The following is a 25,776-nucleotide window of genomic DNA, read 5'->3' as shown; positions in this document are numbered from 1 at the left end:
GGCCGTCGTCGGTCAGTCCCGTTGCTCGGCGAGCAGCCGGTCGGCGATCTCCTCGATGCGCTCGCGCAGCCCTTCCTGGCTCTTGCCGCCGTCGAGGCGCTCGCCGCCGATCACGTAGGTGGGGGTGCCGGTCACGCCGATCGCCTTGCCCTCGGCCTGGTCGGCGTCGACGATCAGGATGTGCCGGCCGTCGACGAGCGCCGTGTCGAACTCCTCGGCGTCCAGTCCCAGTTCCCGGGCGACCTCGACCAGGAAGGGTTCTCCCTTACGGTCCAGCTCCGCGACCCGGTCCAGGACCGCTTCGGCGTACGGCCAGCCCCGGCCCTGGACGACGGCCTCCTCGGCGGCCTGCGCGGCGGCGAAGGCGTACTTGTGCTTCTCCAGCGGGAAGTGCCGCAGCCGCACCTCCAGGCGGTCGCCGTAGCGGGCCCGCAGGGCACGGACGTCGTCCAGGGCGGTGTGGCAGTCCGGGCACTGGAGCTCGCACCAGACGTCGAGGACGGGCGCGGCGGAACGGGCGGGGGAGGAGTCGCTCATGCCCCCATCCTCCCAGCCCCCGGCTCGCCGCCCAACCGGCGTCGTACCACGCCCACCCGCACCTGCGGAGGAGCCGACCCCGAGATCTCCCTGATCTCGGTCCCCCGGCATGGCCCCGGGGCGGGCGGACGGTGCAGGATGGAAGGGACGAAGTACTCATGCCCGACCGAGCCCAGCCCTGGAGGACCGGATGATTGCCGAGACCGTCTGCTCCGCGGTGTCCGCGGCAGGCCTGGGCATCGCGGCGGTCACCGCGTACCGCAGGCGATTCCTCACCGCTGCCCGTATCGCCGCCTACTCGCTGGTCCCGATCGGCCTGGTGATGACCGGGGTCGTCGAGTGGCTGGCCGACACGGCCTTCAGCCCGGTGGCCTGGGCCGGCTTCGGAGTGCTGGGCGTGGCCTGGGTGCTCTTCATGACCACCCGCGCGGTGGAGCGCCGTCGCGGCGGCACCCGCAAGGAGCGCAAGGAGGCGCGGGCCGCGGCACAGCGCGACGCGGTGGCTCCGGGAGCCTCCGCCCCCTCCCTCGGATCCGGCTCCCCCCGGCCGGCCGGCCGGCCCGCGTCCCGCCCGGCGAAGGCGTCCCGGGGCGGTGAGGACGACTTCAGCGACATCGAGGCCATCCTCAAGAAGCACGGGATATGAGAGAAGCACGGATATGAGGCACAGGACCTGACGGCCGACCTCCGGGGCTGAAACGACACAGCGGTCCGAGCCCGACAGCCCGCGCTCCGGAATGATCACGATCCGACCGGACATTGCGACATTCAACCAACACCCGGTCGTAACGGGCGTGTTGATCGCGTGGACCCCGCCCGCTGCGTCATCATCGCGGCGAGATGCCGGACACCACTCAGCTGGATTCCCAGCTGGACACGAGACAGAGCGAAACCGCGCGGGTGCAGGACGAACCACGCGGCTGCCTCTTCGCCCTTTCCCAGCCACCGCTCATGATCTTCCTAGCGGTGATCGGGTGTCTGCTGCTCATGGCTTCGTTGCACGATCTGCTGTTGCTGTGAGCCGTACCCGCGCTCCCCGGCGCCACCCGCCGGGGGCCGCGTCGCCGTCCCGCCGTCCGCGGCCTCACCGGGCCCCGAAGGGTGGCGTCAGCCCGCCGCCTCCTTGCGCCGGGCCCGGTAGGCGGCCACGTGCAAGCGGTTTCCACAGGTGCGGCTGTCGCAGTACCGCCGCGAGCGGTTCCGGGACAGGTCGACGAAGGCGCGCCGGCAGTCGGGGGCCTCGCACCGCCGCAACCGCTCCTGCTCCCCGGCCACCACGAAGAACGCCAGGGCCATCCCGCAGTCCGCGGTCAGGTGGTCCGCGACGGAGGCGCCGGGCGCGAAATAGTGGATGTGCCAGTCGTAGCCGTCGTGGTCGGTCAGCCGGGGCGTGGTGCCCGCGGCCGCGACGAGGTCGTTGATCAGTCCCGCGGCGGTCCGGGCGTCCGGAGCGGCGAAGACCGCCGCGAACCGCGCGCGGATGCGCCGCACCGCCGAGAGATCGAGTTCCGTGAGCACGCCGACGTCGCTGATCTCGTGCGTTCCCACGAACTCCTGGAGGGCCGCGACGTCCGGCAGTCCGTCCGGAGCCGATTCTTCCTCCGGCACGGTGTTCACCAGATCCACCACGGTGTCGAGCGCGCACCGGGTGTCGTGGGTGATCAGCACGTTTCGCTCCCTGGCCTGGGGGTCGGGCGGACGCCCGCCGATGCTGGCCGATGGTAGTGGCTCGCGCGGCGGGCGAACCGGCCACGAGCCGGTCCCGGTCGTCGGTTGCCCCTACAACGGTGGCCGGCCCGCCTTCGTTCCCCGGCCCCGCGCACGCAGCGGCGCCGCCCCCGCGGGAGATCCGCGGCGACGACGCCGGTGTGTGCCGTATGCGGTTGTCCGGGCCCGTGCCGTCACCCCGAGTCGACGGCGACGGGCGGCTTCACGCGGGGCCCCGCCCTAGCTTTCCGCCAGGATGTGCGAGAGCTCCTGATCGAGATCGAAGTGCCGGTGTTCCGTGCCGGGAGGCACGGCGGCGTCTGTGCGCTTCAGGAAGGACTCCAGGGCCCGCGCCGGGGCCTCGAGCAGTGCCTCGCCCTCCGGGGAGCTGAGAGCGATGCACACGACGCCCTGGCCGTGACTGCGGGACGGCCAGACACGGACGTCGCCGGTGCCGGTGGGACGGTGGAGACCTTCGGCGAGGAGGTCGCGGGCGAACACCCACTCGACGGTCTCCTCGGCTCCGGTGTGGAAGGTGGCGTGCACGGCGTAGGGGTCGGCCGTGTCGTACCGCAGGCCTGCGGGGACAGGCAGGGAGGACTCGCTCGACACAACGAGGCGCAGGTGCAGCTCGCAGCTGACCGTGGTGTTCATAAGCGCCAGGGCCTTTCGCTCAGTGTGCGCTCGGGGATTCGCACGTCGGCGAAATCGACATGCCACCTACGGTGCCGTTGTAAACCCCTCTGAGTATTTTGCGTGTGTTTACGTAACTCTTCCGGCCGACGGATCGTTCGAGTCGTGCGCCCATTCCGGTGACAGGTTTCGCTCCGGTAGTGTTTGGCCGTATGAACACGGGGAGTAACAAGCCCGGCGAGGCAGCCGTGGCGGAAGACCGTACGGGGACGGACGAGGCCACGGCCGAGCGGGCGCTCGGTTCGCGGGCACCGGAATTCGTCAAGGCGCGACGTGCGCTGCACCTGAGCTGGCAGGTCGGCGTCTTCGTCGTCGGCCTCGCGGTCGTGCTGGCCGGCGTCGCCATGCTGGTGCTGCCCGGACCGGGCTGGGTCGTGATCTTCGGCGGCATGGCGATCTGGGCGACCGAGTTCGTCTGGGCCCAGCTGGTGCTGCGCTGGACCAAGCGCAAGGTCACCGAGGCGGCGCAGCGTGCCCTCGATCCGAAGGTGCGGCGCCGCAACATCATCCTGACCTCGATCGGTGTGGTGATCATCGCCGTGCTGGCCGGGATCTACCTGTGGAAGTTCGGCCTCGAGCTGCCCTGGAACATCAAGGACCAGTGATCACCCACGGGGGTGCGCCCGGCCGCCCCCGCGGGTGCGTCGGTGCCGCCCCCGGTGGTCACCGGCGGCTCTGACATGGGGTAATGTTCTCCCTGCGTCCGGGCGATTAGCTCAGTGGGAGAGCGCTTCGTTCACACCGAAGAGGTCACTGGTTCGAACCCAGTATCGCCCACCGGATCATCAGGCGGCCCGGCTCACGATCGTGAGCCGGGCCGCCCTCGTGTGCGCCGCGTCCGGGTGTCCCGGCATTTCGCTTCCGCCCGCCTTCACCCAACCGTGACCTTCGGCGCCGCGGCCCGCCGTAGCCCCGCGGCTGTTCGGCCGGTCGGTCGCGCCGCGCCGACCTGTGGGTTCTTCAGGGCGCCGGACGGCGTTTGCGGAAAGGTGCGCCGGGTCGGTCTCGGCCCCCGTCCATCAATTCCTGTCCGAATCATTGACGCACCCCTGAGCCCTCCGTACCTTGTGCCAGCAAGCGCTTACTTGAAACGATTCATGAGCGGAAGCGACGTCGCGGGGAGGCTCGTATGCAGCAGGGCGGGAATGCGGAGCGGCAGGCCGGAAGGCGCACGATCCTCAAGGCGGCGGGGGCCTCGCTGGCGGTCGCCGGACTCGGGGCCACGGCCACCGCGTGCGGCGGCGGCAGCGGCTCCGGAGACGGAACGGTGACGATCCGTTACTCCTGGTGGGGTGCCGAGGACCGGGCCGAGCGCATCAACAAGACCATCGCGCTCTTCGAGAAGAAGTACCCGAAGATCAAGGTCAAGACCGACTTCCAGCCGTACACCGACTTCTGGAAGAAGTTCAACACCCAGGCCTCCGGAGGTAATCCACCGGACGTCTTCCAGAATGCCATCGGATTCCTCCGCAAATACGATGCCAAGAATGTCCTGCTCGATCTGAGCGGACAGGTCGACGCGGGAAACCTCTCCATGGACGGATTCCGCGCGGGGCTGGAGAAGTTCGGCGAGATCGACGGCAAACTCCTGGGCGTGCCCGTCGGTTCCAACTCGATGGCCCTGGTCATCGACAAGCCCGTCTACACCCGGGCCGGCGTCAAGCCCGAACAGGGCTGGACGTGGGACGACTTCGACGCGGCGATGACCAAGGTCCGTGACAAGACCGGCCGCGCCGGGGACAGCGGCATGTACGGCGTCATGTACCTCTACGACCTGTACCTGCGCCAGAACGGCAAGGCATTCTTCACCGAGGACGGACTCGGCTTCACCGAGGCCGATCTGACCACCTGGTGGACCAAGGCGGAGAAGGGCGTGAAGTCCGGCCTGTTCGCCGATGCCAAGAAGGTCGCCCAGATCAAGCCCAAGTCGGCCCTCTCCGCGGAACTGGCCGGCAGTGAGTTCACCTGGGACAACTTCACCGTCCGCTACACCTCCGAGGGCAAGAGCGAGTACGGACTCGCGCCGATCCCGACCACGGACGGCAAGCGGACCGGCCAGTACCTCGGCTCGCTGATGCTCAGCGGCTACAAGCGCACCGAGCACCCCAAGGAAGTCGCCCAGTTCATCGACTTCATGGTCCACGACCCCGAGGTCGCCAAGATCATGGGCTACGACCGCGGTGTCCCCACCACACAGGCCCAGTACGACGCCTACCAGCCGACCGACCCGGTGAACAAGGCCATCGCCGCCTACGAGGAGTCGCTCGTCGAGGCCGGTGTCCTGGAGCAGATCACCCCGCACCCGAACGGGGCCGACATCTGCGAGGCCGCGTTCCTGCGCATCGCCGAGGAGATGGCGCTCGGCTCGCGGTCCGTCGAGGAGGCCGTCGAGCAGTTCTTCACCGAGTCGAAGACGGCTCTCGCCGGCTGATGGGAAGCGCCGTGACACACGCCCCCGCGCTGAAGGGCCGGGCGGAGCCCGAGCCGCGGCACGGCCCGGTGAAGTCCCCGCGCCCCGCCGAGCTGAAGCGGCGGCGCCGCCGGGAGAACCTGGCCGGATACCTCTTCATGTCCCCCTGGATCGCCGGGTTCCTGCTGCTGACGGCCGGCCCGATGGTCGCCTCGCTCTACTTCGCGTTCACCGACTACAACCTGTTCGACGCCCCCAGGTGGATCGGCCTGGACAACTTCTCCGAGATGTTCGGCGACCCGCGCTGGCGCCACTCGGTCAGGATCACGCTCTGGTACGTCGTCGTCGGCACGCCGATCAAGCTGATCGCGGCGCTCGGTGTCGCGCTGCTGCTGGCCCAGAAGAGGCGCGGACAGGCCTTCTACCGGGCCGCCTTCTACGCCCCGTCACTGATCGGTGCGAGCGTGTCCGTCGCCATCGTGTGGAAGGCGATCTTCTCGGACGACGCGGTCGTCGACCGTACCCAGCAGCTCTTCGGCATCGACGCCGGCGGCTGGACGGGTGACCCGGAACTGATCATCTACAGCCTCGTGGCCCTCACCGTCTGGCAGTTCGGCGCTCCGATGGTCATCTTCCTGGCCGGTCTGAAGCAGGTCCCGCGCGAGCTGTACGAGGCGGCCGACGTGGACGGCGCGGGGAAGCTGCGGCAGTTCTGGAACATCACCCTGCCGATGATCTCCCCGGTCCTCTTCTTCAACGTCCTGCTGGAGACCATCCACTCCTTCCAGATCTTCAGCTCGGCCTACATCGTCGGCGGCGGCGCCGGAGGCAACGCCTGCGGCCCGGCGGACGGCACGATGGTCTACACCTGCTACCTGTACGTCCAGGGCTTCGAGAACAGCCGCATGGGCCTGGCCTCCGCCATGGCGTGGATGCTGCTGGTCGCGGTCGCCCTGGTCACCGCGGTGCTGTTCTGGTCCCAGAAGCGCTGGGTGCACTACGAGGAGGGCGGCCGATGAGCGCGCAGGCCACCGATGTCACTCCGGCCACCGAAGCCCCACCGCCCGCGTCCACCAGGGGCGCCGCCCTCCGGCGCCGGCTGCCCGGGTCGCTCGCCTGGCACCTCGGGTCGCTGGCGATCCTCGCCGTGATCCTCTACCCGGTGCTCTGGGTGATCGGCGGCTCCTTCAAGGAGAGCGGCGACATCGTCGGCAGCCTGGACCTCTTCCCGGGCGACCCGATCACCGACAACTACACGAGCCTGGCCGACGGCATCGCGGACATCTCGATCTCCACGTTCTTCGTCAACTCGCTCCTCCTCGCCGTCGGTTCCGTGATCGGCATCGTGGTGTCCTGCTCGCTGACGGCCTACGCCTTCGCGAAGATCCGGTTCGCCGGCCGCAACCTGCTCTTCACGCTGATGATCGGCACCCTGCTGCTGCCGTACCACGTGCTGCTGATCCCGCAGTACGTGCTCTTCCGCAACCTGGACATGATCAACACGTACACCCCCCTGCTGCTGGGGAAGTACCTGGCCACCGAGGCGTTCTTCGTCTTCCTGATGGTGCAGTTCATGCGCAACCTGCCCAGGGAGCTGGACGAGGCCGCCCGCCTCGACGGCTGCGGGCACTTCCGCATCTACTGGTCGATCGTGCTCCCGCTGTGCCGGCCGGCGCTGATCACGAGCGCGATCTTCACCTTCATCAACTCCTGGAACGACTTCATGGGCCCGCTGATCTACCTCAACGAGCCCGGCAAATACACGATCTCCCTCGGCCTCAAGATGTTCGTGGACCAGGAGGGCCTGGCGAACTACGGCGGCATGATCGCCATGTCGCTCGTCGCGCTGCTGCCGGTCCTCGCGTTCTTCCTGGCCTTCCAGCGCTATCTGATCGACGGCATGGCGACGTCCGGCCTGAAGGGCTGAGGTGGGATTCCGATGACCGAAGCGCGCGCCAAGGCCCGTCCGGAGCCGGGGGAGTCCCGGTTCGCCCAGGGCTTCGCCCTGTTCGCCGAGTGCCTGCTCACCGGCGTGTGGATCGCGGTGGCGGCGCTGGGGCTGGTCACCTACCCCGCCGCGTTCGCGGCCGGCGCGCGGCACCTCGGGCGCCGGATGGCCCACGAGCGCGGCGGCTGGCGGGAGTTCGTCGCCGACTTCCGGGCGGCGGTGCGCCACGGGTGGCTCGTCGGGGTCGCCGGCTGGGTCGCCCTCGCGGTGGTGTGGATCGACGTACGGGCCGTACGGGACGGTCTGCCCGGCGGTCCGCTGGTCGGCGCCGTCGGCGTCCTCGCCCTGATCGGCGCGGCCGTCGCGGGGCTGCGGGCGGCGGCGGACTGGCAGCCCGGCGCCTCCTGGCGGTCGCTGCTCGCCCGGGCGGGCCGGCGCACCGTGCTCGACCCCGCCGGTTCCTTCCTCCTCGTCGGCGGGCTGGCCGTCGTGGCCTGCTCCGGCTGGTTCAGCGCACCGCTGGCCGTCGCCGTCCTGGGCGCCGTCGCCGCGGCGGCCGTGGCGGTGGAGGAGCGCTACCGGCGCCGTTGACCCGGCGCCTTCGCCCCGGGGTGGCCCCGTGCCGCGGTGGCCACCCCTCCGTACCGAGGTCGGTGTCTCCGAGCCGCACCTCTGTCTGTCATGCCCTTGACACCCCTGCCCACCCGCACGGAAAGGAAAGGCCATGTCCCCCATTCCCCGCAGGTCCCTCCTCAAGGCGGCCGCCGTCGCCGGTGCCGCCGCCCAGTTCAGCTGGGCACTGGGCACGAAGAACGCACAGGCCGCGCCCGCCGCCGCCCCGGTCGCCGACGACGGCCCCGTCACCCTGACCTGGCTGGAGGACGGCGGCCTCGGCGCCGCCCCCGGCTCCACCGTCGGCGTCCCCTGGCCCAGGGGCACCTTCCAGGAGGACCAGCCGTTCGCCGTCACGGACGCCGACGGCAAGGCCGTACCCGTACAGTCCTGGCCGCTCGCGCACTGGCCCGACGGCTCCCTCAAGTGGACCGCCCACGCCGTCGGTTCGGGCAACGGCAAGCTCACCCTCGCCGCCGGAACCCCGGCCGCCCCCGCCAAGAAGGTCACCGTCACGCGGCACGGCGGCACCATCGACATATCGACCGGCGTCGTCACCGCGAGAATCGGCACCTCCGGATCGGCACTGATCAAGTCGCTCACCCGGGGCTCCACCGAGATCGCGAAGAACGGCCGCCTCGTCCTGCTGCGCCAGCCCGAGGTCGAGGACGGCGACCAGGGCACCGTGAAGTACGAACGCTTCGACGGCGCGATCGACGACGTGAAGGTCGAGCAGGACGGCCCGGTCCGCGCCGTCGTCCGCGTCGACGGCAAGCACCGCAAGGGCCGCCGCGGCTGGCTCCCCTTCTCCATCCGCCTCTACTTCTACGCGGGCGCCGACTCCTTCCGCATGGTGCACACCATCACGTTCGACGGGAAGCAGGAGCCCGGCAGGGCCGGCGGCGACTTCGTCCGCGGCCTCGGCGTCCGCTTCACCGTCCCGATGCGCGACGAGGCCCACGACCGCCACATCCGCATCGGCGGCGAGGGCACCGGCCTGCTCCGCGAGGCCGTCAAGGGCATCACCGGCCTGCGCCGCGACCCGGGGACGGCCGTCCAAGCGGCGCAGTTCGCCGGGGAGAAGCTGCCCGACCCCGCCACCTGGGACCAGCGCGTCACCACGCGGCTCCAGTACATCCCCGAGTGGGGCGACTACACCCTCTCCCAACTGTCCGCCGACGGCTTCACCCTGCGCAAGCGCACCAAGAAGGGCCACGGCTGGATCGGCGCGGGCGGCGGCCGGCGCGCCTCCGGCTTCGGCTACGTCGGCGGCGCGAGCGGCGGCCTCTCCTTCGGCCTGCGCGACTTCTGGGAGAAGCACCCCGCCCAGCTCGACATCCGCGACGCCCAGACCGACGAGGCCGAGGTCACCCTCTGGCTCTGGTCACCCGAGGCCCAGCCCATGGACCTGCGCTTCTACCACGACGGCATGGGACAGGACACGTTCCCCGAGCAGCTCGAAGGCCTCAACATCACCTACGAGGACTACGAACCGGAGTTCGGCACCCCCTACGGCATCGCCCGCACCTCGGAACTCCTCTTCTGGGCCAACGACGCCACCCCGAGCGCCGAGCGGCTCGCCGAACAGGTCGAGGCGGTGCGCGTACTCCCGCAACTGGCCGCCCCGCCCAAGCAGCTCATCAAGGCCGGGGTCTTCGGCCCGGGCCTCTACTCCGAGCCCGACCGCTCCACTCCCGCCAAGGCGAAGATCGAGGACCACCTCGACTTCCTCTTCACCTACTACAAGGACCAGGTGGAGCAACGCCGCTGGTACGGCTTCTGGGACTACGGCGACATCATGCACACCTACGACGCCGCCCGGCACACCTGGCGGTACGACATCGGCGGCTACGCCTGGGACAACTCCGAACTCTCCCCGGACCTCTGGCTCTGGTACGCCTACCTGCGCTCCGGCCGCGCCGACATCTTCCGCTTCGCCGAGGCCATGACCCGGCACACCGGCGAGGTCGACGTCTACCACCTGGGCGAATGGGCCGGCCTCGGCACCCGGCACGGCGTCCAGCACTATGCCGACAGCGCCAAGCAGCAGCGCATCGCCAACACCACCTACCGGCGTTTCTACTACTTCCTCACCGCCGACGAACGCGTCGGCGACCTCATGCACGCCAACGTCGACTCCGACGAGACCTTCCTCGCCCTCGACCCGCTCCGCAAGATCCGCACCGAGCCCTACACCCCCGACCGCAACGCCCTGTCGGTCGGCTTCGGCACCGACTGGAGCGGCCTGGTCTCGGCCTGGCTCACCGAGTGGGAACGCAAGGGCCCCCAGTGGGAGAAGGCCAGGGACCGCGTCCTGTCCACCATGGAGACCATCGCCGCCCAGCCCAACGGCTTCGTCCAGGGCAGCGGCCTGTACGACCTGGACACCGGGAAGTTCGCCGTCGCCGACACCCCGAAGGTCGAGGTCTCCCACCTCTCCGCCGTCTTCGGCCTGAACGAACTGTGCGCCGAACTGATCGACCTCGTCGACATGCCGGAGTTCGAGGCGGCGTACTACGACTACTGCCGCTACTTCAACGCGAGCAAGACCGAACAGGCCGAGCGCTACGGCGCCGACTTCGGCAGCCTCATCCTCTTCCAGGGCCACTCACGCCTCGACGCGTACGCCGCCGTACACACCGGCGACGGCAAGCTCGCCACGCGCGCGTGGCAGAAGTTCTACGACTCCGACGGCTACAAGGAGTCGGCACCCTGGACGACGGAGAAGCTGAGCGGCCCCATCGCCCTGGTCCCCGGCAGCGAGGCGAGCTGGGTGTCCACCAACGACACCGCGCTCTACGGCCTGGCCGCCATCGAGAACCTCGCACTCCTGGGGGACAGGATGCCGTAGCGGGCCCGTACGGGGCGCGGGCGCGGGCACACTGCACGGGTGGACTGGAACCGTTACCGCTTCCGCAGCCTGTGGCCGCTGCCCGCGCCCGCCCCGGACGTCTACCGGGCCCTGGAACGCATCGAGGACTACCCCCGCTGGTGGCCGCAGGTCCGCGAGGTCACGCGGCTCGACGACACCAGCGGCCTCATCCGGTTCCGCTCCCTGCTTCCGTACGACCTCACCGCGACCGTGCGGGAGGAGCGCCGGGACCCGGCCGAAGGGGTGCTGGAGGTCGCGATGAGCGGCGACATGGAGGGCTGGGCGCGCTGGACCGTCGCGCCGCGCGGCTCCGCCACCCTCGTCCGCTACGACCAGGAGGTCGTCGTCCGCAAGCCGCTGCTGCGCCGCCTCGCCGTGCCCGCAAGACCCCTGTTCCGGGCCAACCACCGCCTCATGATGCGGGCGGGACGGCAGGGCCTCGCCGCGCACCTGGCAGGCGGCGGGCAAGCGGTTTGATGGAAACGCGGGGCGCCCTGTATTGTTCAGTGCGTTCCCGGGCGATTAGCTCAGTGGGAGAGCGCTTCGTTCACACCGAAGAGGTCACTGGTTCGAACCCAGTATCGCCCACCCGGGAAGAGCCGGTCCGTCGCACGACGGACCGGCTTCTTCGTGTTCCGGCGTTCGCGCGGGCCGGGGACGAAGGCTCACGCCGCCGCCGGCAGGTCCGGGCGAAGGGGCCAGGCCGGGTCCACCGCTTCCTCGGTGCCGTTGAGCGCGAACCACGCCTGCAGCCCGCGTGCCTGTCCGGCGTGCCACACCGCCTGGAGGGTGTGCAGCTCGGCGGGGGAGAGGCGCTCGAGGCGCGCCTGGAAGCGGCGCCCCACCGCCCGTACGACCTCCAGCGCCGCCTGTGCGTCGGCCGCCGCGTCGTGGGCGCCCTCCAGCTCCACGCCGTAGTGCGCGCACAGGTCGGTGAGGGTACGACGGCCCTTGCGGTAGCGGTCCAGATGCTTGTCCAGCACGTGCGGATCCAGCACGTGCAGCGGCGTCCGCTCCAGCCAGCGGCCCAGCGACGAGGCGCGGTGCCGGCGCAACTCCCGGTCCAGCAGCGTGAGGTCGAACGGCGCGTTCATCACCACCAGCGGACGCCCCGCGCGGGCCTGCTCGGTCAGCGCCTCCGCCATCTCGTACATCACCGGTGCGGGCCACCGCCCGTGGCGCTGCACGTACTCCTCCGTCAGCCCGTGCACCGCCGTCGCCGACTCCGGCACCGGCACGCCCGGGTTCACCAGCCACCGGGTCACCCGCGGGCGCAGTCCCGGCGCGTCCTGGACGACGAGGGCGGCCGACACTATCCGGTCGGTCTCGGTGTCCACACCCGTCGTCTCCGTGTCGAAGGCGGCCAACGGCCCCTCGAACCAGCTCGTCATAGGCACTCAACTCCTCGTCCGAGCGCGGCAGCTGACGCGCCGTCCCATGTCCCGGTTCGGTGATACCCGGGCTGTTTGCGACGTACGCCGGAAGGACACAACAGGAGTACGGGTCTTTGCAGTTCACAGACCCGCAGCGGGGATTCACCAGTTTCGGAAGGCTGTTGGTCATGGCCATTGCGCAGCCCGAACGGGGCGGGCTGCTGCCGGAGCGCACCACGCCCTCACGCGGCTCTCTCGCCACCACCGCCTGCATGGAGACCTTGCAGGTCGGCTACCTCCACGCGGTCGCCGCCGCGGCGGGCTGCTCGCTCTCCCAGCCCTTTCCGGACAACGGCATCGACTGGCACGTGAGCCACAGCGCCCCGGGGCACACCGTCGACGACGAGGTCACCATCAAGGTGCAGCTCAAGGCGACGTACCAGATCGCGCCCGGGCCGCCCGGCCGCTCCTTCTCCTTCACCCTCGACAACGACCACCTGGCCAAGCTCGCCCGCACCCCGGTCTCGGTGCACAAGATCCTGGTCGTGATGATCGTCCCCCGCTCCCGGGACCAGTGGCTGCGCGCCGGACACGACCGGCTCGACCTCAGGCACTGCTGCTACTGGACCAACCTCGCCGGACACCCGATCACGGGCCGGCAGCGCACCACCGTGCGGATACCGACCGCGCGGATCTTCGACGACCGGGCGCTGTGCGAGATCATGACGCGGGTCGGGACGGGAGGGAAACCATGACGCACCGCCCGGCCGACGGCCCCCCGCGGCCCGCCGAACCCCTGCGGTCCGTACGACCGCACCCGGCCGACGCCCTCGACGACCGCCCCCGCGACGGCACCGCGCCCGAGCCCGGCACCGTCGACCCGGCCGTGCTGACCGCCCTGCTCCACCGGCACGGCTGGCAGCGGCGCGGCGGTGCCCCCGGCCGCTACGGCCGCTGGACCCCGCCCGGCCCGGCCGCGGGTGTCACCAGCCTCCTGGTGCCCGTCAGCCGCGCCTTCCCCGACAGCGACGACCTGCTCGGCGAGGCGCTGCTCGCCCTGTCCCGCAGCGGTACGCCCGCCGCCCGGGAGATCCTGCTCTCCCTCACCGTTCCCAGCGACGAGATCCGCTGGGAACGCGACATGCCGACGGGGCCCGGCTCCACGGCGACCTGGACGGCGGAGGAGCAGCTGCGCTCCGCCGCCCGCCGTATGCTGCTCGCCGGGGCGCTCGCCACACGCGCGCGTGCCGGCTACTACGGCGCCCGGCACCGGCGCGCCGCCGAGACCGCCCTGGAGAACGTCCTGGTGGGCCCCGCCCCCGGTGGCCGCCACCTCACGGCGTTCCTGCCGGTCGGCACCGGCCGCCCCCTGGCCGTACGCCTGCACCAGGCCCTGTACGCCGCCCGTGAGGCCGTCGACTACCGGCGGGCCACCGGTGGCGCGGAAGCCTTCGACTCCGCCGTCGCGGCGGGGGTCAGCCACGAGCTGACCGAGTCCCTGGTCGCCCTGGTCCGGGGCACCGAGGGTGCCCGGATAGCCATCGGCTGGGCGCCTGCCGCGGGCGTGCCCGAGGGCTGCGGCACCCTCACCGAACCCGTCGAGTTCTCGCCGGGCGACCTGCCCGCCCTGCGCGAGGCCGCCGCCCGCTACCTGCGCGCGGAGCCCTCCGTGCCGGTGCGGATCACCGGCACCGTCGTCCGTATGCGTCGGCCCGGACCCCGCGGCCCGGGCACCGTACGGCTGCGGGTGCTGGCCGGGGCCGAGGTGCCGCACGTGCGCGTCGCGCTGGACGAGGAGGCCTACCGGATCGCCGGGCACGCCCACCTCGTCGGGCTGCCGGTGCGGATGCTGGGTCGGCTGGAGAGCCGGGGCGGGTTCCGCCGGCTCACCGGCGCCTGCGAGATCACGCCCGTCCAGGTCGACGACGCGGAGCGGGACCGGCTGCTGAAGGCCGTCCAGGAGCACGTCGAGGTCGCGGCCTTCTTCGAGGAGGCCTGCGGCGACGGAGGGGACTGCGGAGACTGATTTCGCGGTGGGCGGCCCCGGGTCGGTACGATCGCCCCCATGCGCGCGCTCCGGTATGGCGCCGCGGCCCCACCTTCAGTCAGGAGAGACCGGTGTCAGACGTCCGTGTGATCATCCAGCGGGATTCCGAGCGGGAAGAACGCGTGGTGACGACGGGCACTACGGCCGCCGAGCTCTTCGCCGGCGAGCGCTCGATCATCGCCGCCCGTGTCTCCGGCGACCTCAAGGACCTCGCTTACGAGGTCAAGGACGGCGAAACCGTCGAGGCCGTCGAGATCACCTCCGAGGACGGCCTCAACATCCTGCGGCACTCCACCGCGCACGTCATGGCCCAGGCCGTGCAGGAGCTGTTCCCCGAGGCCAAGCTGGGCATCGGCCCGCCCGTCAAGGACGGCTTCTACTACGACTTCGACGTCGAGAAGCCCTTCCACCCCGATGACCTCAAGGCCATCGAGAAGAAGATGCAGGAGATCCAGAAGCGCGGGCAGCGGTTCTCCCGCCGAGTGGTCACCGACGAGGCAGCCCGCGAGGAGCTCGCCGACGAGCCGTACAAGCTGGAGCTGATCGGCCTCAAGGGCTCCGCGTCCCACGACGACGGCGCGGACGTCGAGGTCGGCTCCGGCGAGCTGACGATCTACGACAACCTCGACGCCAAGACCGGCGAGCTGTGCTGGAAGGACCTCTGCCGGGGTCCCCACCTGCCCACGACCCGGAACATCCCGGCCTTCAAGCTGATGCGCAACGCGGCCGCCTACTGGCGCGGCAGCGAGAAGAACCCGATGCTCCAGCGCATCTACGGCACCGCCTGGCCCACCAAGGACGAGCTGAAGGCGCACCTGGAGTTCCTCGCCGAGGCCGAGAAGCGCGACCACCGCAAGCTCGGCAGCGAGCTGGACCTGTTCTCCATCCCGGAGCAGATCGGCTCCGGCCTCGCCGTCTTCCACCCCAAGGGCGGCATCATCCGCCGGGTCATGGAGGACTACTCGCGGCGCCGCCACGAGGAGGAGGGCTACGAGTTCGTCTACACCCCGCACGCGACCAAGGGGAAGCTCTTCGAGACCTCGGGCCACCTGGACTGGTACGCCGACGGCATGTACCCGCCCATGCAGCTCGACGAGGGCGTGGACTACTACCTCAAGCCCATGAACTGCCCGATGCACAACCTGATCTTCGACGCGCGCGGGCGGTCCTACCGTGAACTGCCCCTGCGCCTGTTCGAGTTCGGCACCGTGTACCGGTACGAGAAGTCGGGCGTCGTGCACGGCCTGACCCGGGCCCGCGGTTTCACCCAGGACGACGCGCACATCTACTGCACCCGCGAGCAGATGTCGGAGGAGCTGGACAAGACCCTCACCTTCGTCCTGAACCTGCTGCGCGACTACGGGCTGAACGACTTCTACCTGGAGCTGTCCACCAAGGACCCGGAGAAGTTCGTCGGCTCCGACGAGGCCTGGGAAGAGGCCACCGAGACGCTGCGCCAGGTCGCCGAGAAGCAGAACCTGGAGCTGGTGGCGGACCCGGGCGGCGCCGCGTTCTACGGCCCGAAGATCTCGGTGCAGGCACGCGACGCCATCGGGCGCACCTGGCAGATGTCGACCATCCAGCTCGACTTCAACCTGCCGGAGCGCTTCAGCCTGGAGTACACGGCCGCGGACGGCGCCAAGACCCGCCCGGTCATGATCCATCGCGCGCTGTTCGGCTCCATCGAGCGCTTCTTCGCGGTGCTCCTGGAGCACTACGCGGGCGCGATGCCGCCCTGGCTCGCCCCGGTGCAGGCGGTGGGCATCCCGGTGGGGGACGCGCACGTGCAGTACCTGGAGGAGTTCGCGGCCGAGGCCCGGCGCAAGGGGCTGCGTGTCGACGTGGACTCCTCCTCCGACCGGATGCAGAAGAAGATCCGCACGCAGCAGAAGCAGAAGGTCCCGTTCATGATCATCGTCGGCGACGAGGACATGCACGGGGGCACGGTGTCGTTCCGCTACCGCGACGGTTCGCAGGAGAACGGCATTCCGCGCGACCAGGCACTGGCGAAGCTCGTTGATGTGGTGGAGCGCCGGATTCAGGTGTGACATCCCCCGCAAACGCGGGGACCGGCCCCCGGGAGGAGCTCCCGGGGGCCCTTTCGGTCTCCCGGCGCCGACGCCATATGCTGCACGTATGACGAGTGAGCCGGAGCAGCAGCTGGGGGTGGGGACGCAGGACGCGTTCCAGCGTCTGTGGACGCCCCACCGGATGGCCTACATTCAGGGCGAGAACAAGCCGAGCGGCCCCGGTGCCGACGACGGCTGCCCCTTCTGCTCGATCCCGGCCAAGTCCGACGAGGACGGTCTGATCATCCGGCGCGGCGAGCATGTCTACGCGGTGCTCAACCTGTACCCGTACAACGGCGGCCACCTGATGACCGTGCCCTACCGCCACGTCGCCGACTACACCGAGCTGAACACCGTGGAGACCGCGGAGCTGGCCGAGCTGACCAAGCAGGCGATGACGGCCCTGCGCACCGCGTCCGGTGCCCACGGCTTCAACATCGGCATGAACCAGGGCACGGTGGCCGGTGCGGGCATCGCCGCCCACCTGCACCAGCACGTCGTCCCCCGCTGGGGCGGCGACACGAACTTCATGCCGGTCGTCGGCCACACCAAGGTCCTGCCCCAGCTCCTGGGCGACACCCGCAAGATGCTTGCAGAGGCCTGGCCCTCCAGCCCGTCCGGCGTCTGAGGACGAGGCCGTCCAGGCCGAAGCGGGGGTCTGGGGGCGCAGCCCCCAGGGACGCCCACCCCGACACCCCCGCCCAACCGCCGGAGGCCTACGCGTCGTAGACGTCCGCCTTCTTCGGCACCGCCTCCTGCACCGCCCCGCTCAGACCGCCCGCGCGGGCACCGAACTTCTCCGTGTCCACGCCGTTCTCCTTCAGCACCTTGATCGCCGCCGAGTGCACCGCCCGGAGCACCGGCGTGGCTGCCCGCAGCGCGTCGTCGGCCATGAAGCGGTGCCGCCACGGCCGGTCCGCCCAGGCGTGCCGCACGCCGAAGGGCTCGGGCAGCGTGAGCTTGCCGCCCAGCCAGTACAGCAGCGGGGGGTACCAGGTCAGCGGTGCCCGTGCGGCCAGCCGTACCACCTCGTCGGTGTCGACCAGCGGGAGCTTGACCGTGCGGGTCTCCCAGAACTTGACCGACTTCTGGACCTGCTTCTCCTTGGCCGCGGGCTTGCTGGTGAACAGGGAGTGCACCGGGCCCAGCGCGTGTCCGGTGACCTCGATGCGCAGCGTCTCGTGCAGCACCGTCACCGTGATCAGCATGGAGATGACCAACTGGCCGTCCCACAGCGTCCACTGGACGCCGAGGTAGTGCCGGTCGCCCGCGCCGAACTGCTGCTTGTCGCAGATCTCCTGTATGGCGTGCTGCTTGACCTGGTACGCCTCGACGTCCGTACCCTCGGGCCGGGACACCGAGTCGGCGTTCTCACCGATCGGGGTCACGATCCAGTGCCGCACCGTCGGCTTGGTGAAGCCGCCGGTGTGCAGCGGGCCGCGCTCCAGCATCCGCAGCCGGTCGTGGATGGCCTTGATGACGTCCCAGCTGCGGAACGGGTTGATCTCCCGGTCCGGGTCGACGGGGACCAGCTCCTCGGCGAGCTGCCAGTTGCCCCAGCGGGTGCCCATGCCGAGGATCCCCTTGGGACCGGCGTAGAAGACGGAGTTGGACTGCTGCTCGGCGCTGAGCCGGGCCAGCGACTGCCGCAGTTCCTCGGCCGCCGTCTCGCCGGGGCTGCTCGGCACGGCCTCGGGCACCTTGGCGCCCACGCCGGCGCCGGACAGGAGACCGCTCCAGCGCTCCCGGAGGTCCCGTGCCGTGCGCTCGCAGATCCGCTTGGCCCAGAACCAGCCGATCACCGGCGCGACGACGCAGGCACGTGCGTACCAGGCCCAGAAGCCGCTGAAGGGCATCTTGAGCAGGAAGAGCACGGCCAGGACCGCCATCGCGAGCAGCAGGGCGGTGGCGAGCGCGCCGGCCCGCTTGTCCTCGCGCCGGGCGACGGTGGTGCGGATCTGGAAGACCAGGAGCCAGATCAGCAGTCCGGGCAGGAACAGCAGTCCGCACAGCACCATGACGGCGCTCAGCCAGTTGTCCCGGTCCCTGCGTATGCGGTGCGCCGCGAGGCTGTGCTCCACGACGACCTGCGGCTGGGTGCCGAAGGACTGGATGAGCGGGGCCCGCTTGGGACCCAGCATCCGGTCGATGATCGCCCGGGAGAACGCCTCGCCCAGGTTGGGCCGGAAGAGCTTGATCCGGGGCTTGCTCACGGCCGACTTGTGCCACTCGCTGTTGGCCTTGAGTATCTCCTCGGCCTCGCTGTCCCGGTAGGCCGCCGAGGCCAGCGCGAACGTGGCCGTCTGGCCGCCGTCGTCCGTGCGCGGCACCTGCGGTCCGAAGAAGTCCGCGTAACCGCCGTCAACGGTCATTCCCGCCCCCGATCGCCACCACTGTCGCTCCTGCGGCCTTCCCGACTTCCCTGCCCCGCACACCTGTTGATCTGGTCATCAGCGTATCCGCCGGGACCGTCGTGCGTCACGGGACGGCCGAAGGCGCCCCCACGCGAGCGGGTTGACCGCCCAACGCGCCGTCGTACGCCGGGGCGGGCCGTGTCCGGTGCGGGGGAGCGGGCCCCGGTGCGGCCGGACCACGCACCGGAGCCCCGCGCTCCGTCGGGACGCCGCCCGCACCTCCTCTAGGACGCCGCCCGCACCTCCTCGCGCAGCCGGTCCGCGACCTGCGCCGGCATGGGTTCGTGCCGTGCGTAGCGGCGGTCGAAGCGCGCGGTGCCGTGCGAGAGGGAGCGCAGGTCCACGGCGTAGCGGCCGATCTCGATCTCGGGCACCTCGGCCCTGATCAGGGTCCGGCCGCCGCTGGTCTGCTCGGTGCCCAGGACCTTGCCGCGCCGCCCGGACAGGTCGCTCATCACCGCGCCCACGTAGTCGTCGCCGACCAGCACGCTCACCTCGGCCACCGGCTCCAGCAGGTGGATCCGAGCCTCGGCGGCGGCCTCCCTGAGCGCCAGCGCGCCGGCGGTCTGGAACGCGGCGTCGGAGGAGTCCACCGAGTGCGCCTTGCCGTCGAGCAGCGTGACCCGCACGTCGATCAGCGGGTGGCCCGCGGCCACCCCCTTGGCGGCCTGGGTGCGCACGCCCTTCTCGACGGACGGGATGAACTGCCGGGGCACCGCGCCGCCGACCACCTTGTCCACGAACTCGATGCCCGAGCCGCCCGGCAGCGGCTCCACCTCGATCTCGCAGATGGCGTACTGGCCGTGCCCGCCGGACTGCTTGACGTGCCGCCCGCGTCCGGCCGCCCGGCCGCCGAAGGTCTCGCGCAGGGAGACGCGGTGGGGTACGACGTCGACCTGGACGCCGTAGCGGCTGCGCAGCCGCTCCAGGGCCACGTCGGCGTGCGCCTCGCCCAGGCACCACAGGACCACCTGGTGGGTGTCCTGGTTGTGCTCCAGGCGCATCGTCGGGTCCTCGGCGACCAGCCGGGCCAGCCCCTGGGAGAGCTTGTCCTCGTCGGGTTTGCTGTGTGCCTCGATGGCGAGCGGCAGCAGCGGATCGGGCATCTCCCAGGGGGCCATCAGCAGCGGGTCGTCCTTGGCCGAGAGCGTGTCCCCGGTCTCCGCGCGGGTCAGCTTGGCCACGCAGGCGAGGTCGCCCGCGATCACGTGCGAGACCGGCCGCTGCTGCTTGCCGAACGGCGTCGACAGGGCGCCGATCCGCTCGTCGACGTCGTGGTCCTCGTGGCCCCGGTCGGTCATCCCGTGCCCGGACACGTGCACCGTCTGGTCGGCGCGCAGGGTGCCGGAGAAGACGCGGACCATCGAGATCCGGCCGACGTAGGGGTCCGAGGACGTCTTGACCACCTCCGCGACCAGCGACTCCTCCGGATCGCACATCCGCAGTTCGCGTCCGGCGCCCTCCGGGGTGGTGACCCTGGGTGCCGCGCGTTCCAGGGGCGTCGGGAAGCCGCGGGTGACCAGTTCCAGGAGTTCGACCGTGCCCAGTCCCTGCCGGGCGCCCTCGGCGGCGGGCGCGGCGGCCAGCACCGGGAAGAACACCCCGCGCGCGACGGCCCGTTCCAGGTCCTCGATGAGCGTCTTGACGTCGACCTGCTCGCCGCCGAGGTAGCGCTCCATGAGGGTCTCGTCCTCGCTCTCCGAGATGATCCCCTCGATGAGCATGGAGCGGGCCTCGTCGAGCTGCGGCAGCTCCGCCTCGCCCGGATCCGAGGCCACGCGCTCGCCGGACGCGTAGTCGAACAGCTTCCGTGTCAGCAGCCCGACGAGCCCGGTCACGGGTGCGTGCCCGTCGGGGGCGGGCGGGCCGTGCAGCGGGAGGTACAGCGGCAGTACGGCGTCGGGGTCGTCGCCGCCGAAGGCCTCCGCGCAGATCCGGGTCATCTCCTCGAAGTCCGCGCGGGCGGCCTCCAGGTGCGTGATCACGATGGCGCGCGGCATGCCGACGGCGGCGCACTCCTCCCAGAGCATGCGGGTCGAGCCGTCCACCCCGTCGGAGGCCGAGACGACGAAGAGGGCCGCGTCCGCCGCGCGCAGACCGGCCCTCAGCTCACCGACGAAGTCGGCGTACCCGGGAGTGTCCAGGAGGTTGATCTTGATGCCGTCCCATTCGACGGGCACCAGGGAGAGCTGTACGGAGCGCTGCTGGCGGTGCTCCATGTCGTCGTAGTCCGAGACGCAGCCGCCGTCCTCCACGCGGCCCGCCCGGTTCACCGCTCCCGCCGTCAGCGCGAGAGCTTCCACCAATGTCGTCTTGCCCGATCCGGAGTGGCCGACCAGCACCACGTTCCGTACGGACGCGGGGTGGTCGGCCGCCGTTGCCCTTCCGGCGGCTCCGGGATGGGTGTGTGCCTTGTCGCCCATGTCCTTGCCTCCCGTGCACGGTGAGGTCACTGTGGGCGCGGACACGCGGGACCGCGTGCACTGGCGGCTCCGGCGACGCCCGCGGTCCTTCGAGCTTTCCACTCCCGTCACGCCGCGTCCATACGAAGGACCCGATCCCGGCGGCCACCGGCCGCTCACCGGGGGCTCAGGGTGCCCGGCCACCGTCCACGCGCGCGCGTGACTACGATGGGCCAGCCGGTGGCCAGCAAGGGCCGCGGCGCCACACCGACCGTCGGGAAGGCCATGCTGAACAAGTACGCGCGTGCATTTTTTACGCGTGTCCTCACACCGTTCGCCGCGTTTCTCATCCGCCGGGGCGTCAGCCCGGACACGGTCACGCTCATCGGCACCGCCGGTGTGGTCGCGGGTGCGCTGGTCTTCTACCCCATGGGTGAGTTCTTCTGGGGCACGGTGGTGATCACGCTCTTCGTCTTCTCCGACCTCGTCGACGGCAACATGGCCCGCCAGCTGGGCCGCTCCAGCCGCTGGGGCGCGTTCCTGGACTCCACCCTCGACCGGGTCGCCGACGGCGCGATCTTCGGCGGCCTCGCCCTCTGGTACGCGGGCGGCGGCGACGACATCGTCCTGTGCGCGGTGTCGATCTTCTGCCTGGCCAGCGGTCAGGTGGTCTCGTACACCAAGGCGCGCGGCGAGGCGATCGGCCTGCCGGTCGCCGTCAACGGACTGGTCGAGCGCGCCGAGCGCCTCGTCATCTCGCTGGTCGCCGCCGGCTTCGCCGGACTGCACAAGTTCGGCGTGCCCGGCATCCAGTACCTGCTGCCGATCGCCCTGTGGATCGTCGCCGTCGGCAGCCTCGTCACGCTGGTCCAGCGGGTCGTCACGGTCCGCCGGGAGGCCGCCGAGGCGGACGCCGCCGCACAGGAGAGCCAGGGCACCGAGGCGGCCAAGTGAGCGCTCGGGACCGGCTGGCCGACGGCCTGTACGGCGCCGGCTGGGGCACCGTGAAGAAGCTGCCCGAGCCCGCCGCCGTGCGCCTCGGCCGCACCATCGCCGACGTCGCCTGGAAGCGGCGCGGCGCGGGGGTGCGCCGTCTGGAGAGCAACTACGCGCGCGTGGTGCCCGGCGCGAGCCCCGAGCGGCTCGCCGCCCTCTCGCGCGCGGGCATGCGCTCGTACCTGCGCTACTGGATGGAGTCGTTCCGGCTCCCGGCGTGGAGCACCGAGCGGATCAAGGGCGGCTTCGCCCCCGAGGACCTGCATCACCTCACCGACGGCATGGCCGCCGGCAAGGGCGTGATACTCGCCCTGCCGCACCTGGCCAACTGGGACCTCGCGGGCGCCTGGGTCACCACGAAGCTCGGCATCCCGTTCACCACCGTCGCCGAGCGCCTCAAGCCGGAGACCCTCTACGACCGTTTCGTCGCCTACCGCGAGGGCCTCGGCATGGAGGTCCTGCCGCACAGCGGCGGCACCGCCTTCGGCACGCTGGCCCGGCGGCTGCGCGACGGCGGCCTGGTCTGCCTGGTCGCCGACCGGGACCTGTCCGCCTCCGGCGTGGAGGTCGAGTTCTTCGGCGAGACGGCCCGGATGCCGGCCGGCCCCGCGCTGCTCGCCCAGCAGACGGGCGCGCTGCTGCTGCCGGTGACGCTCTGGTACGACGACTCGCCGGTGATGCGGGGCCGCGTCCACCCGCCGGTCGAGGTGCCCGAGTCAGGCACCCGGGCCGAAAGGACGTCTGTCATGACACAGGCGCTGGCCGATGCCTTCGCCGCGGGGATCGCCGACCACCCGGAGGACTGGCACATGCTGCAGCGCTTGTGGCTCAAGGACCTCGACCCGGCCAAGGCGCCCGGATCGCCGGGGCGCGCCGACGGACAGGGCACGTCGTGAGGATCGGCATCGTCTGCCCGTACTCCTGGGACGTGCCGGGCGGCGTCCAGTTCCACATCCGGGACCTCGCCGAGTACTTCATCCGGCTCGGGCACGAGGTGTCCGTCCTCGCCCCCGCCGACGACGACACCCCGCTGCCCCCGTACGTCGTCTCCGCCGGCCGCGCGGTGCCGGTGCCGTACAACGGCTCGGTGGCCCGGCTGAACTTCGGCTTCCTGTCGGCCGCCCGGGTCCGGCGCTGGCTGCACGAGGGCGCCTTCGACGTCATCCACATCCACGAGCCGACCTCGCCCTCGCTGGGCCTGCTGACCTGCTGGGCGGCGCAGGGCCCGATCGTGGCCACCTTCCACACCTCCAACCCGCGCTCCCGCGCGATGATCGCCGCGTACGCGATCCTCCAGGCCGCCCTGGAGAAGATCAGCGCCCGGATCGCCGTGAGCGAGTACGCCCGCCGCACGCTCGTCGAGCACCTGGGCGGCGACGCGGTCGTCATCCCCAACGGCGTCGACGTCGACTTCTTCGCCGACGCCGAGCCCAGGCCGGAGTGGCAGGGCGACACGATCGGCTTCATAGGGCGCATCGACGAGCCCCGCAAGGGCCTGCCGGTGCTCATGCGGGCGCTGCCCGGGATCCTCGCCGCGCGCCCGCAGACCCGGCTGCTCGTCGCCGGGCGCGGGGACGAGGAGGAGGCCGTCGAGAGCCTGCCGAAGGAGCTGCGCTCCCGCGTGGAGTTCCTCGGCATGATCAGCGACGAGGACAAGGCCCGTTTCCTGCGCAGCGTCGACCTGTACGTGGCGCCCAACACCGGCGGCGAGAGCTTCGGCATCGTCCTCGTCGAGGCCATGTCGGCCGGCGCCGCCGTTCTCGCCTCCGACCTGGACGCCTTCGCCCAGGTCCTCGACCAGGGGGCGGCCGGTGAACTCTTCCCCAACGAGGACGCCGACGCCCTGGCCGAAGCGGCCGTACGCCTGCTGGCCGACCCGGAGCGGCGCGCCGGGCTGCGCGAGCGGGGCAGCGCCCACGTGCGGCGCTTCGACTGGTCCACCGTGGGCGCGGACATCCTGTCCGTCTACGAGACGGTCACCGCGGGAGCGGCGGCGGTGGCGACGGACGACCGGGCGACGGGCCTGCGGGCCCGCTTCGGCCTGGCGAGGGACTGACCCACCGGCGCGCACGGGCCCACCGGACGCGCTTGGCCCACTTGGCCCACCGATAGGGTTGCGGCCCGTGACCGCAACCCTCATCTGGATCCTGGTCGTCCTCGTCGCCGTCGGCCTGTACCTCAGCTGGACGGCGGGCCGCCTGGACCGGCTGCACGCCCGGATCGACGCCGCCCGTGCCGCCCTGGACGCCCAGTTGCTGCGCAGGGCGTCCGTGGCCCAGGAACTCGCGACCTCAGGAGTGCTCGACCCTGCTGCCTCCATGGTCCTCTACGAGGCCGCACACGCCGCCCGGCAGGCCGAGGAGGAGCTGCGGGAGGTCGCCGAGAGCGAACTGAGCCAGGCCCTGCGCGCCGTCTTCGCCGACGCGCAGCAGGTGGACGTACTGCGCGAGGCACCCGGGGGAGTGGCGGCGGCCCACGAACTGGCCGAGGCCGTACGGAGGGTGCCGATGGCCCGGCGCTTCCACAACGACGCGGTGGGCGCCGCCCGCAGGCTGCGCGAGCACCGCAAGGTCCGCTGGTTCCGCCTCGCCGGGCACGCGCCCTTCCCGCTGGCCTTCGAGATGGACGACGAGTCGCCGGCCGCCCTGGTGGAGCGCGCGGCGTAGCGCCCCGGGGACGAAAACGATCCACCGCCTTCTCATTGGCCCTTGCTGTGGCCTGCTCGCCTCGCGTTTCCTCGTTGCTGCACAACCCCCTTCTCCCCAGCGAGGTACCCGTGTCCAGCACGCTCTCCGAAAACCAGGCACCCGAGACCGGCACCGCCCGCGTGAAGCGCGGCATGGCCGAGCAGCTCAAGGGCGGCGTCATCATGGACGTCGTCACGCCGGAGCAGGCGAAGATCGCCGAGGACGCGGGCGCCGTGGCCGTCATGGCCCTGGAGCGCGTCCCCGCCGACATCCGCAAGGACGGCGGCGTGGCCCGGATGTCCGACCCCGACATGATCGAGGGCATCATCGGCGCCGTCTCCATCCCGGTGATGGCCAAGTCCCGCATCGGCCACTTCGTGGAGGCCCAGGTCCTCCAGTCCCTCGGTGTCGACTACATCGACGAGTCCGAGGTCCTCACCCCGGCCGACGAGGTCAACCACAGCGACAAGTTCGCCTTCACCACCCCCTTCGTCTGCGGCGCCACCAACCTGGGCGAGGCCCTGCGGCGGATCGCCGAGGGCGCCGCGATGATCCGCTCCAAGGGCGAGGCCGGTACCGGCAACGTCGTCGAGGCCGTCCGGCACCTGCGCCAGATCAAGAACGAGATCGCCCGGCTGCGCGGCTACGACAACAACGAGCTGTACGCCGCCGCCAAGGAGCTGCGCGCCCCCTACGAGCTGGTCAAGGAGGTCTCCGAGCTGGGCAAGCTGCCGGTCGTCCTCTTCTCGGCCGGTGGTGTCGCCACCCCCGCCGACGCCGCGCTCATGCGTCAGCTCGGCGCCGAGGGCGTCTTCGTCGGCTCCGGCATCTTCAAGTCCGGCGACCCGGCCAAGCGCGCCGCCGCCATCGTGAAGGCGACCACCTTCTACGACGACCCGAAGATCATCGCGGACGCGTCCCGCAACCTCGGCGAGGCCATGGTCGGCATCAACTGCGACACCCTCCCCGAGACCGAGCGCTACGCCAACCGCGGCTGGTAGGGCGTCCC

The 25,776-nt window shown here is 71.1% G+C and carries 24 protein-coding genes and 2 tRNA genes; 20 read left to right on the top strand and 6 right to left on the bottom strand.

The annotated features are described in order from the left end of the window. Positions 1-12 precede the first annotated feature (12 nt). On the bottom strand, positions 13-537 hold the full coding sequence (locus tag ACFYZ3_RS05445; protein ID WP_388514162.1) for a DsbA family protein: 525 nt from the start codon (positions 535-537) through the stop codon (positions 13-15). Positions 538-727: 190 nt separating this feature from the next. On the opposite strand from ACFYZ3_RS05445, the gene ACFYZ3_RS05440 reads away from it, so the two are divergent. Together ACFYZ3_RS05440 and ACFYZ3_RS05435 are read left to right on the top strand one after the other, a co-directional pair. Next, on the top strand, positions 728-1,183 hold the full coding sequence (locus ACFYZ3_RS05440) for a hypothetical protein (RefSeq protein WP_388514160.1): 456 nt from the start codon (positions 728-730) through the stop codon (positions 1,181-1,183). 194 nt (positions 1,184-1,377) lie between these two features. Next, a complete protein-coding gene (locus ACFYZ3_RS05435) occupies positions 1,378-1,557 on the top strand; it encodes a hypothetical protein (RefSeq protein WP_003977283.1) in 180 nt (59 codons plus the stop codon). Positions 1,558-1,644: 87 nt separating this feature from the next. Here ACFYZ3_RS05435 and ACFYZ3_RS05430 read toward each other — a convergent pair whose 3' ends face one another. Together ACFYZ3_RS05430 and ACFYZ3_RS05425 are read right to left on the bottom strand one after the other, a co-directional pair. Then, the gene (locus ACFYZ3_RS05430; protein ID WP_385354526.1) at positions 1,645-2,205 is read right to left on the bottom strand and encodes a CGNR zinc finger domain-containing protein; all 561 of its coding nucleotides are present in this window, start codon (positions 2,203-2,205) and stop codon (positions 1,645-1,647) included. Positions 2,206-2,484: 279 nt separating this feature from the next. Beyond that, the gene (locus ACFYZ3_RS05425) at positions 2,485-2,898 is read right to left on the bottom strand and encodes an SsgA family sporulation/cell division regulator (protein WP_004002642.1); all 414 of its coding nucleotides are present in this window, start codon (positions 2,896-2,898) and stop codon (positions 2,485-2,487) included. A gap of 191 nt (positions 2,899-3,089) precedes the next feature. Here ACFYZ3_RS05425 and ACFYZ3_RS05420 point away from each other — a divergent pair, with 191 nt between their 5' ends. The 9 genes from ACFYZ3_RS05420 (at position 3,090) to ACFYZ3_RS05380 (ending at position 11,367) form a co-directional block, all read left to right on the top strand. After that, positions 3,090-3,542: a TIGR02611 family protein gene (locus ACFYZ3_RS05420; protein WP_388514158.1), complete on the top strand. Its 453-nt coding sequence runs from the start codon at positions 3,090-3,092 to the stop codon at positions 3,540-3,542. 100 nt (positions 3,543-3,642) lie between these two features. Beyond that, positions 3,643-3,714 (top strand) — tRNA-Val (locus ACFYZ3_RS05415). 352 nt (positions 3,715-4,066) lie between these two features. Next, complete coding sequence (locus tag ACFYZ3_RS05410; RefSeq protein WP_388514157.1) at positions 4,067-5,368, top strand: ABC transporter substrate-binding protein; 1,302 nt, start codon at positions 4,067-4,069, stop codon at positions 5,366-5,368. After that, a complete protein-coding gene (locus tag ACFYZ3_RS05405; RefSeq protein WP_361010765.1) occupies positions 5,368-6,366 on the top strand; it encodes a sugar ABC transporter permease in 999 nt (332 codons plus the stop codon). Before ACFYZ3_RS05410 ends, ACFYZ3_RS05405 begins: the two co-directional genes overlap by 1 nt. After that, entirely contained in the window at positions 6,363-7,274 is a 912-nt protein-coding gene (locus ACFYZ3_RS05400) for a carbohydrate ABC transporter permease (RefSeq protein ID WP_388514155.1), read from the top strand. Before ACFYZ3_RS05405 ends, ACFYZ3_RS05400 begins: the two co-directional genes overlap by 4 nt. Positions 7,275-7,286: 12 nt before the next feature. Beyond that, positions 7,287-7,886: a hypothetical protein gene (locus ACFYZ3_RS05395; protein ID WP_388514154.1), complete on the top strand. Its 600-nt coding sequence runs from the start codon at positions 7,287-7,289 to the stop codon at positions 7,884-7,886. A 133-nt stretch (positions 7,887-8,019) separates the two neighbouring features. Continuing rightward, positions 8,020-10,758, top strand: a complete 2,739-nt coding sequence (locus tag ACFYZ3_RS05390) for a Tat pathway signal sequence domain protein (protein WP_388514153.1) — start codon at positions 8,020-8,022, stop codon at positions 10,756-10,758. Positions 10,759-10,797: 39 nt separating this feature from the next. Continuing rightward, positions 10,798-11,256, top strand: a complete 459-nt coding sequence (locus ACFYZ3_RS05385) for an SRPBCC family protein (RefSeq protein ID WP_388514151.1) — start codon at positions 10,798-10,800, stop codon at positions 11,254-11,256. A 39-nt stretch (positions 11,257-11,295) separates the two neighbouring features. After that, positions 11,296-11,367: transfer RNA gene (locus tag ACFYZ3_RS05380), tRNA-Val, on the top strand. Positions 11,368-11,444: 77 nt separating this feature from the next. On the opposite strand, the gene ACFYZ3_RS05375 is transcribed toward ACFYZ3_RS05380, so the two are convergent. Beyond that, positions 11,445-12,170, bottom strand: a complete 726-nt coding sequence (locus ACFYZ3_RS05375; RefSeq protein ID WP_385362417.1) for a 3'-5' exonuclease — start codon at positions 12,168-12,170, stop codon at positions 11,445-11,447. Positions 12,171-12,340: 170 nt separating this feature from the next. On the opposite strand from ACFYZ3_RS05375, the gene ACFYZ3_RS05370 reads away from it, so the two are divergent. The 4 genes from ACFYZ3_RS05370 to ACFYZ3_RS05355 all read left to right on the top strand — a co-directional run bounded on the left by ACFYZ3_RS05370 (position 12,341) and on the right by ACFYZ3_RS05355 (position 16,896). Beyond that, on the top strand, positions 12,341-12,907 hold the full coding sequence (locus tag ACFYZ3_RS05370; protein ID WP_361010780.1) for a DUF4365 domain-containing protein: 567 nt from the start codon (positions 12,341-12,343) through the stop codon (positions 12,905-12,907). Next, entirely contained in the window at positions 12,904-14,178 is a 1,275-nt protein-coding gene (locus tag ACFYZ3_RS05365) for a hypothetical protein (protein ID WP_388514149.1), read from the top strand. The genes ACFYZ3_RS05370 and ACFYZ3_RS05365 overlap by 4 nt, the downstream gene beginning before the upstream one ends. Positions 14,179-14,270: 92 nt before the next feature. Then, the gene (gene thrS, locus ACFYZ3_RS05360; RefSeq protein WP_388514147.1) at positions 14,271-16,247 is read left to right on the top strand and encodes a threonine--tRNA ligase; all 1,977 of its coding nucleotides are present in this window, start codon (positions 14,271-14,273) and stop codon (positions 16,245-16,247) included. An 88-nt stretch (positions 16,248-16,335) separates the two neighbouring features. Further along, positions 16,336-16,896, top strand: a complete 561-nt coding sequence (locus tag ACFYZ3_RS05355) for an HIT family protein (protein ID WP_388514146.1) — start codon at positions 16,336-16,338, stop codon at positions 16,894-16,896. Positions 16,897-16,984: 88 nt separating this feature from the next. Here the strand turns inward: ACFYZ3_RS05355 and ACFYZ3_RS05350 are convergent, their stop codons facing one another. After that, the gene (locus tag ACFYZ3_RS05350) at positions 16,985-18,640 is read right to left on the bottom strand and encodes a hypothetical protein (protein ID WP_030871091.1); all 1,656 of its coding nucleotides are present in this window, start codon (positions 18,638-18,640) and stop codon (positions 16,985-16,987) included. A gap of 266 nt (positions 18,641-18,906) precedes the next feature. After that, positions 18,907-21,105, bottom strand: a complete 2,199-nt coding sequence (locus ACFYZ3_RS05345; RefSeq protein ID WP_388514144.1) for an elongation factor G-like protein EF-G2 — start codon at positions 21,103-21,105, stop codon at positions 18,907-18,909. A gap of 207 nt (positions 21,106-21,312) precedes the next feature. On the opposite strand from ACFYZ3_RS05345, the gene pgsA reads away from it, so the two are divergent. The 5 genes from pgsA (at position 21,313) to pdxS (ending at position 25,768) form a co-directional block, all read left to right on the top strand. After that, positions 21,313-22,038: a phosphatidylinositol phosphate synthase gene (gene pgsA / locus ACFYZ3_RS05340; protein WP_388514843.1), complete on the top strand. Its 726-nt coding sequence runs from the start codon at positions 21,313-21,315 to the stop codon at positions 22,036-22,038. Next, entirely contained in the window at positions 22,035-22,976 is a 942-nt protein-coding gene (locus ACFYZ3_RS05335) for a phosphatidylinositol mannoside acyltransferase (RefSeq protein ID WP_388514143.1), read from the top strand. Before pgsA ends, ACFYZ3_RS05335 begins: the two co-directional genes overlap by 4 nt. Next, complete coding sequence (locus ACFYZ3_RS05330; protein WP_388514141.1) at positions 22,973-24,136, top strand: glycosyltransferase family 4 protein; 1,164 nt, start codon at positions 22,973-22,975, stop codon at positions 24,134-24,136. Before ACFYZ3_RS05335 ends, ACFYZ3_RS05330 begins: the two co-directional genes overlap by 4 nt. A 67-nt stretch (positions 24,137-24,203) precedes the next feature. Further along, positions 24,204-24,746, top strand: a complete 543-nt coding sequence (locus ACFYZ3_RS05325; protein ID WP_361010801.1) for a hypothetical protein — start codon at positions 24,204-24,206, stop codon at positions 24,744-24,746. Between the two features lie 110 nt (positions 24,747-24,856). After that, the gene (gene pdxS / locus ACFYZ3_RS05320; RefSeq protein ID WP_109033919.1) at positions 24,857-25,768 is read left to right on the top strand and encodes a pyridoxal 5'-phosphate synthase lyase subunit PdxS; all 912 of its coding nucleotides are present in this window, start codon (positions 24,857-24,859) and stop codon (positions 25,766-25,768) included. Positions 25,769-25,776: the final 8 nt, after the last annotated feature.

This window comes from Streptomyces sp. NPDC001599, from assembly GCF_042893535.1.
GTDB lineage: Bacteria > Actinomycetota > Actinomycetes > Streptomycetales > Streptomycetaceae > Streptomyces.
Note: the sequence above shows the minus strand (reverse complement) of the source record. Positions and strands in the feature narration are given on the sequence as shown.

Excerpts from the sequence above, each read along its gene's own strand:
- ACFYZ3_RS05445 (WP_388514162.1), bottom strand. The coding sequence starts at position 537 with ATGAGCGACTCCTCCCCCGCCCGTTCCGCCGCGCCCGTCCTCGACGTC.
- ACFYZ3_RS05440 (WP_388514160.1), top strand. The coding sequence starts at position 728 with ATGATTGCCGAGACCGTCTGCTCCGCGGTGTCCGCGGCAGGCCTGGGC.
- ACFYZ3_RS05390 (WP_388514153.1), top strand. The coding sequence starts at position 8,020 with ATGTCCCCCATTCCCCGCAGGTCCCTCCTCAAGGCGGCCGCCGTCGCC.
- ACFYZ3_RS05355 (WP_388514146.1), top strand. The coding sequence starts at position 16,336 with ATGACGAGTGAGCCGGAGCAGCAGCTGGGGGTGGGGACGCAGGACGCG.
- ACFYZ3_RS05435 (WP_003977283.1), top strand. The coding sequence starts at position 1,378 with ATGCCGGACACCACTCAGCTGGATTCCCAGCTGGACACGAGACAGAGC.
- ACFYZ3_RS05375 (WP_385362417.1), bottom strand. The coding sequence starts at position 12,170 with ATGACGAGCTGGTTCGAGGGGCCGTTGGCCGCCTTCGACACGGAGACG.
- ACFYZ3_RS05345 (WP_388514144.1), bottom strand. The coding sequence starts at position 21,105 with ATGGGCGACAAGGCACACACCCATCCCGGAGCCGCCGGAAGGGCAACG.
- pgsA (WP_388514843.1), top strand. The coding sequence starts at position 21,313 with ATGGGCCAGCCGGTGGCCAGCAAGGGCCGCGGCGCCACACCGACCGTC.
- ACFYZ3_RS05425 (WP_004002642.1), bottom strand. The coding sequence starts at position 2,898 with ATGAACACCACGGTCAGCTGCGAGCTGCACCTGCGCCTCGTTGTGTCG.
- ACFYZ3_RS05420 (WP_388514158.1), top strand. The coding sequence starts at position 3,090 with ATGAACACGGGGAGTAACAAGCCCGGCGAGGCAGCCGTGGCGGAAGAC.
- ACFYZ3_RS05370 (WP_361010780.1), top strand. The coding sequence starts at position 12,341 with ATGGCCATTGCGCAGCCCGAACGGGGCGGGCTGCTGCCGGAGCGCACC.
- ACFYZ3_RS05405 (WP_361010765.1), top strand. The coding sequence starts at position 5,368 with ATGGGAAGCGCCGTGACACACGCCCCCGCGCTGAAGGGCCGGGCGGAG.
- ACFYZ3_RS05410 (WP_388514157.1), top strand. The coding sequence starts at position 4,067 with ATGCAGCAGGGCGGGAATGCGGAGCGGCAGGCCGGAAGGCGCACGATC.
- ACFYZ3_RS05395 (WP_388514154.1), top strand. The coding sequence starts at position 7,287 with ATGACCGAAGCGCGCGCCAAGGCCCGTCCGGAGCCGGGGGAGTCCCGG.
- ACFYZ3_RS05400 (WP_388514155.1), top strand. The coding sequence starts at position 6,363 with ATGAGCGCGCAGGCCACCGATGTCACTCCGGCCACCGAAGCCCCACCG.
- ACFYZ3_RS05350 (WP_030871091.1), bottom strand. The coding sequence starts at position 18,640 with ATGACCGTTGACGGCGGTTACGCGGACTTCTTCGGACCGCAGGTGCCG.
- ACFYZ3_RS05365 (WP_388514149.1), top strand. The coding sequence starts at position 12,904 with ATGACGCACCGCCCGGCCGACGGCCCCCCGCGGCCCGCCGAACCCCTG.